At 73.8% G+C, this 5,948-nt stretch carries 4 protein-coding genes and 1 pseudogene; 3 read left to right on the plus strand and 2 right to left on the minus strand.

Annotated features, from left to right (window positions below):
* Window positions 1-1,943: pseudogene (locus ACX9GQ_RS24910) on the plus strand (hypothetical protein); the annotation flags it as partial.
* A 68-nt stretch (window positions 1,944-2,011) separates the two neighbouring features.
* On the opposite strand, the gene ACX9GQ_RS24915 reads toward ACX9GQ_RS24910, so the two are convergent.
* Both ACX9GQ_RS24915 and ACX9GQ_RS24920 read right to left on the minus strand, forming a co-directional pair.
* Window positions 2,012-2,992 (minus strand): BON domain-containing protein, encoded by a 981-nt coding sequence (locus ACX9GQ_RS24915; RefSeq protein ID WP_459632301.1) that lies wholly within the window; start codon window positions 2,990-2,992, stop codon window positions 2,012-2,014.
* Window positions 2,993-3,168: 176 nt separating this feature from the next.
* Window positions 3,169-3,741 (minus strand): hypothetical protein, encoded by a 573-nt coding sequence (locus tag ACX9GQ_RS24920; protein ID WP_459632302.1) that lies wholly within the window; start codon window positions 3,739-3,741, stop codon window positions 3,169-3,171.
* A gap of 222 nt (window positions 3,742-3,963) precedes the next feature.
* On the opposite strand from ACX9GQ_RS24920, the gene ACX9GQ_RS24925 reads away from it, so the two are divergent.
* Window positions 3,964-5,214 carry a peptidoglycan-binding domain-containing protein gene (locus tag ACX9GQ_RS24925; protein WP_459632303.1) on the plus strand — a complete coding sequence of 417 codons (1,251 nt, stop codon included), beginning with the start codon at window positions 3,964-3,966 and terminating at the stop codon, window positions 5,212-5,214.
* Between the two features lie 11 nt (window positions 5,215-5,225).
* Entirely contained in the window at window positions 5,226-5,897 is a 672-nt protein-coding gene (locus tag ACX9GQ_RS24930) for a hypothetical protein (protein WP_459632304.1), read from the plus strand.
* The last annotated feature ends 51 nt before the right edge of the window (window positions 5,898-5,948 follow it).

Genomic DNA, 5,948 nt, shown 5'->3' on the forward strand with positions numbered 1-5,948 from the left:
TCCGGAGCGGCGCGACGTGGCTCGGGCAGGTCTATGCCGGCGCCGTGATGGATGAGGTGGGGTGGCCGGCGCAGGGACCGACGGGGGAGGGGATGCCTGGCGGACAATCGCCCGCATCCCCCCTGTCTCCTCCGCCGGAGCTGCTGGCGCCCTGCATCGCCTACGTCGAGGCCGACTGGATGTTGCGACGCATCCAGGCCCTCAGGGCGCTCGTGCTCAAGGGCACCCGCTCTGCCCTCGACGCAGTCGGCGTCTTCGAGGACGCCTGGCGCGAGATCGTTGGTCTCGCCACGCGCCTCAACGACGAGGCCCGGGCGAGCGGCGGGGCGCTGCCCTTCTGCGACATCGCGCTCAGCCTCGCGCTCGAGGCCGAGGCTCTGGACGCCGTCGGGATGCTCGCGCGAGCCGCCCGCGCCGGACCGCGCCGTGGCCTCCTGCTCGTTCGGATGCCGACCGCCGCCCCCATCCCGGACGACCCGGTGTCGCGACCGGAGCCGGCGTCGATCGCCATGGCCGCCGCCGCCGACCTCGCCACGCTCTCGGGTTATGAGCAGCGCACCGCCTCCCGCGCCCGGCGTGCGCGGCGCACCATCGAGACGTGGCGTCGCGACCACCAGACGGGCGCTCCTGTCCGCCAGGGGCCTGGTGCATCGCGCAGGACGCCCGAAGACCTCGTCGCCGCCATCGCCGCGGCTCTCGGGGAGCCCGCCAAGGGCGACATGGCGTCTCGCCGGCTCCAGCAGGAGAGCGCGAGGCAGGAGCGCGCCCGGCAGGAGCGCAGCCTGCGTGACCTCGCGCCCGCCAAGGACCGCACCGGGCTCGCCGTCCGTGCGCTGGTGTGGGACGGCCTCCTCGAGGATGCGGGTTGGGCGCTGATCGCCGCCGCGCAGGAGGCCGTCCTCCTCGACCACGGCACGCTGTCCCGCCGCTTCATCCGGCTCGCCAGCATCGCGGTGGCGCGCCACGCCGCCTGGCGCGCGATGGTGTTCACGCTGGCCAACATCAAGAACTTCGGCGAACTGCAGGAGATCATGCGCAAGCGCCGCCAGGGGGAAGAGCTTATCCGCCAGGCGCTGGAGGCGTTCCAAGACATCGAACCGACGGTGCGTCGTCGCATGGAGAAAGAGCGCCGCCGCGAAAAAATCCGTGCAAACGAACCTGGCGATGAAAGGGAGGGTGGGGAGAGCCCCTGCGCAGCGAACCCCGGCACGGCTGAACCCGGCACGACGGATCCGCGCGCAAACGATTTTAGGACGAACGAACCTGGCACCGACCCGGTTTGCGCTGACGGAAGTGGTGCAAACGAACCTGATACAGGGGTGTTGCCCGGGAGCGGGAGCGTCGGGCCCCGTGGGTCGGAACTCCCGGCAGGCGTCCCGACGGAGGGCACTCCGGCCTCTCACCCCTCGGACTCCTATCCGTCGGGCCCTCGTCTCCCGGAGGCCGGTAGCCCGGTGTCATTCAGTCCCGTGTCGGCCACGACGCAAACCGACGGACCCGGTGATGGTGAGCTGAGCCTCCCCTGGAACGCCATGTGGCCCGGCGAGGACTACGTTAGATGGTGGCTGCGCACCGGGGCGGGCCCCACGGGCGTCCGGCTCAACCCGCCTGTGCCCGCATCGACCGAGCTGACGAGATTCCCCGAGCCCTCTTTCCCGATCGAACCGCCGCCCCTCATGGACGGACGCTTCACCTCCGCGATCCCGCGCCGGCCCCCGCCGCCCAACCCCAGCGGACCCCGCAACTGGCGTGATGATCAGGGACAGCCCCCGCCCGGGTTCGGGCCCTTGTCCGAACCGTCTCTCGCCGACCGCCTGGCCGCGGAGGAGGAGGAGCGTAGGGCCCGCGCTCTCGCAGAGCGTCGCAGGCGAGACAACGGGCCTGACGATCGCTTTCGAGCCCTCGACGACCGCATCAAGAAGCCGCCGTGGAGGCTGCCTTGAGCTGCGGACGAAAAGAGAGCCATGCCTCGCCAGACGCACTGCAAGGCATGGCTCAAGGAGAGCGCTCTCTAGCGCTCGCTGCGCTGGCCGGCCTTCGCGGCGGGGCTCTCGGCGCCGCCGATGGAGGTTGTGCCGGAGAGGGGCGCGACGCCGGACGACGCCTTGACGCGCAGGTTGTTCTGCACGTGGTTCACGCCCGAGATGCGCTCGGCCATGTCCTCGGCGCGGCGACGGATGTCGCGGCGGTCGACGGTGCCCGTGAGCGTCACCTCGCCGCTCGCCACCGCCACCTCGATCTCGCTGGCGTCGATCATCGGGTCGTCGGTGAGCCGGTCGCAGATGTCCTCGCGGATGCGGTCGTCGGAGCGGGCATAGCCCTTCGGCCCCCGCCCGCGATGGGCGTTGCGCGCGTCCATTTCCCGGCGCCTCTCGGCCTCGTCGTCGCCAAACCACGAGGCGACCTCGTCGGATGCGCGATCCCACAGGCCGCGGTCGTTGCCCGGGCCGCCGCGCGATCCGCTCCAGCCCGAGCCGCGACCCTGGTCACGGTCACTCCAGCCGGAGCCCATCGAGGCGCCCGGACCCTGGCCGTAGCCGCCCTGTCCGGAGCCTCCGCGGCCGTACCCCGTGCCGTATCCCCGATCCTCGCCCGACCCGCTCCAGGAGCCTCCCGAGCCCATGCCGCGCTGGCCGAAACCGCCGCCGGAGCCATAACCCTCGCCCTGGCGCGTGCCGCCCTGCCAGGAACTGCCCTGCCAGAAGCCCCCCTGGTTCGGGTCGCCGCGCCAGCCCTCGCCGCCGCGTTCGCCGTGGCTGCGTTCGCCGTAGCCTCGCTCGCCGTAAGGGCGTTCGCCCGGCCCGCGCTCGCCCTGCCAGCCGCCGCGGCCCTCGTTCCAGTCGGAGCCGCGCATCCGGTCGCGCGGGCCGCCCTCGCCGGACCACCAGCCGCGCTCCTCGTCCCGGCCGCGCCAGCGCTCCCGCTCGCTTTCCTGGCCCGGTCCGGCGATATGGCGGTCGTGCTCGCTGCGCCAACGATCCTCGTGGGTCATCTCTGCCTCCCGTGTGCGATGGCCGGCCGCGACGGACGCCGGGCCGATGCCGGCTTGAACGTCTCCCGCGGGGGACGGTTCCGGGAGCACCGCCGCCGCCGGCGGCGGCCATCGGGAGCGATCCGGGACACGCGTGGTCGCGTCGCTCGGAAGACGCCGGATGCGGCGCAGGGGCCTCAGTACGCCCCGGGCGAGAGCGTCAGGATGGCGGCCGCTGCCGTGGCCACGTAGACCAGCGTGGCGACCTCCTGCCAGCGGCGCCGCGCCGCGAAGGCCGCGAGCGGCAGCGCCACCAGCGCGGCGTTGAAGGCGGTCGAGGCCGAGAGCAAGGGCTCGCGCCACAGCACGAGGTCCGCGGCGAGCGCCAGCAGGTTGAACGCCGCCAGCATCAGCAGGGCGAAGCGCCCGTCCTGCGCGAAGAAGTCGCGCAGGCTCGCCACCGCCGCCCCCTCGGAGTTGGGCAGCACGAGCGCCGCCGACAGGAACAGCGTGAGCACCAGCCCCACGAGCACGAGGAAGCTGGCGAAGCTCCAGCCCTGTGCCTTGGTCGCGAGCTCCTCCAGCGACCACCAGAAGGCGATCTGCTGCAGGAAGATGACGCCCGCCCACACGAAGGGGAGCCAGTCGAGGCTGCGATGGCGCCGGGCATGGAACTGCGCCACCGCCGCCGTGAGCAGCCGCGCGATGCCGAGCCCGAGGATGATCGAGACGACGACGGAGATCCACCGGAAGGCGTCGGCATGGGCCATCCCCGGCTTCTAGGCCGCGGCCAAGGCCAAGTCCACCGGGGGTCGAGCGCGGCCATAGCTGCCGGCGGGTCCATCCTGCGTCCTCCGAGGGACGCGGGTGCGGGCCGTTGCCCGCGTCCAGGCGTGCCAGCGGGGAAGCGCTAGAGGGCCGCAACTTGCGGTGGTGAGATGGCGCCGGTACGGTCCGGGCCTGTTCACGAGCGGACCGGAGGCCCCCACCTCATGCCGAACCTGCCGATGGCCTGCCGCGGCGCGGCCCTGTCGCTCCTGCTGACGGCCACGGCGGCGGGGACCGCCACGACCGCCACGGCGCAGGGGTTCTTCGACATCTTCGGCCCGCGCTACTACCCCGCGCCGCAGGGTGCGATGCGCGGCGAGAAGCGGCTGAGCGTCCGCGACACGGTGCGCGTGCAGGAGGCGCTGGCCGACCTCGGCCTCTATCGCGGCGAACTCGACGGCATTCTCGGCCCCGGCACGCGCGACGCCATCGCCGCCTACCAGGCGCGCAGCCGCCAGCGGCCGACGGGCTACCTGACGCAGCGCCAGTTCGATGCGTTGATGGCGACGCTCGAGGCGCCGCCGCCGGCCGGCGCGACCCCGCCGCGGCCGGGAGCGGCCCCGCCCGCCGTCTCGACTTCGCCCCTTCCGCCGCCTGCGGCCGCCGCGCCACCGACAGCCGCCGCCGCCGCCCCGCCCGCCGCGGCGGACGGATCGGTCGCCCCGGCGGCCCATCCGTCTGCGCCGGGCGACACGGCGCGGGAGCCGCTGCGCGACGCCGACGTCCTCGGGCTGAAGCTGGGCATGGACCTCGACGAGGCCGAGCGCCTGCTGCGCGAGCAGATGCCGGATGCGCGGGTGCTGACGCTGGCGCCGCCGGCGGGTTCTCCGCCGGTCGCCTTCGGCCATGCCCGGGTGCTCGTGCGCGGGGACGGCAAGGAGTCCATCGCGCTCGTCACCGAGCCGGAGCGCAGCGGGCCGAAGGTGCTCGCCATCGGGCGCTATCTCTTCGAAGGCGCCGGGGCCATCGATCGCGCCGGTTTCATCGCCGACCTCGAGGCGAAGTACGGCGCCGGGCCCGATCGCGACGGCGCGCTGCTGCGCTGGGGCGGCGGGGCGCCGGTGGTGCTCTGCCGCATCGACCTCGGCGGGCTGGAACGCGGCACGTGGACGGATTCCGCCGGCCCCGTGACCGACTGGCGGCCTCTGTCGCCGCCGGGCGCCGACCCCTCGTTCCGCGGCCCGGCCTCGATGAACTGGGCGATCCTGCGCGGCCCCACCACGTCTCGGCCCTCCGCCTACGAGCGCTGCGGGCCGACCGTGACGGCCTGGGTTCCGGACGCGGGCGGGCGCACCGGCGAGTTCTCGCTGTGGCTTGTCGACGCGAAGGCCTATGTCGCGGCGATGTCGCAGCCGGCCACCGCCGCGGCGCCGGCCCCGGCGGCCGAGCCGCCGCGGGCGAGGCCGCGCCTGTGAGACGAGACCCCATGACCGCCTTCCCGTCGACCGCCTTCCGGTTTCGCCGCGGTCGCGCCGCGGCCCTCCCGTGCCTGGCCGTGATCGCGCTGGCTGCGGCCTGCACGGCGACGCCCGCGACGGCGCAGCGCGCACCCGGGCGCTGGACGGTCGGCATCCTCGACCGGACCCAGGGCAGCATCAGCGTCGTCTCCCGCGACCGGCAGTTCGGGCTCGAGGCCAACTGCCGGCGGGGTGCCGACGGCAAGGTGCGCTACAGCCTCTTCCTGTTCATGCCCAAGCAGTGGACGCCGCAGGTCGACTGGACGAACGCCGTGATCGACGGCGCGCCGGTGTCGCTGCAGAACGACGGGTCGGAGGACGGCATCGGCCTCAGCGACGCCATCTCAGACAACCAGATCGCGATGTCGGCGGAGCTGCGGTCGCGGGTGACCGGCGCCCGCACGATCGAGATCCCCGGCACGTCGCGACGGCAGGGGCTGGCCGACGTCGCCAGCTTCGAGCCGGCCGACCCCCAGGGCGTGCTGCCGCGCTGGAACACCCACTGCGCGGGGCTTGGCCCGGAGGCTGCAACGACGCCGCTGCCGCCCTTCTCGGCCCCGCCCGCGGCGGCCGCGCCGCGGGGACCGGAAACGGCACAGGCGCAGGTAAGGCCGTCTGATCCGCCGGGAGGCAGACCATGAACCAGCACATCGCTCCGAAGGACTTCTTCGACCGGGTCCGGGGTCTCAACT

Source organism: Alsobacter sp. R-9 (genome assembly GCF_054612375.1).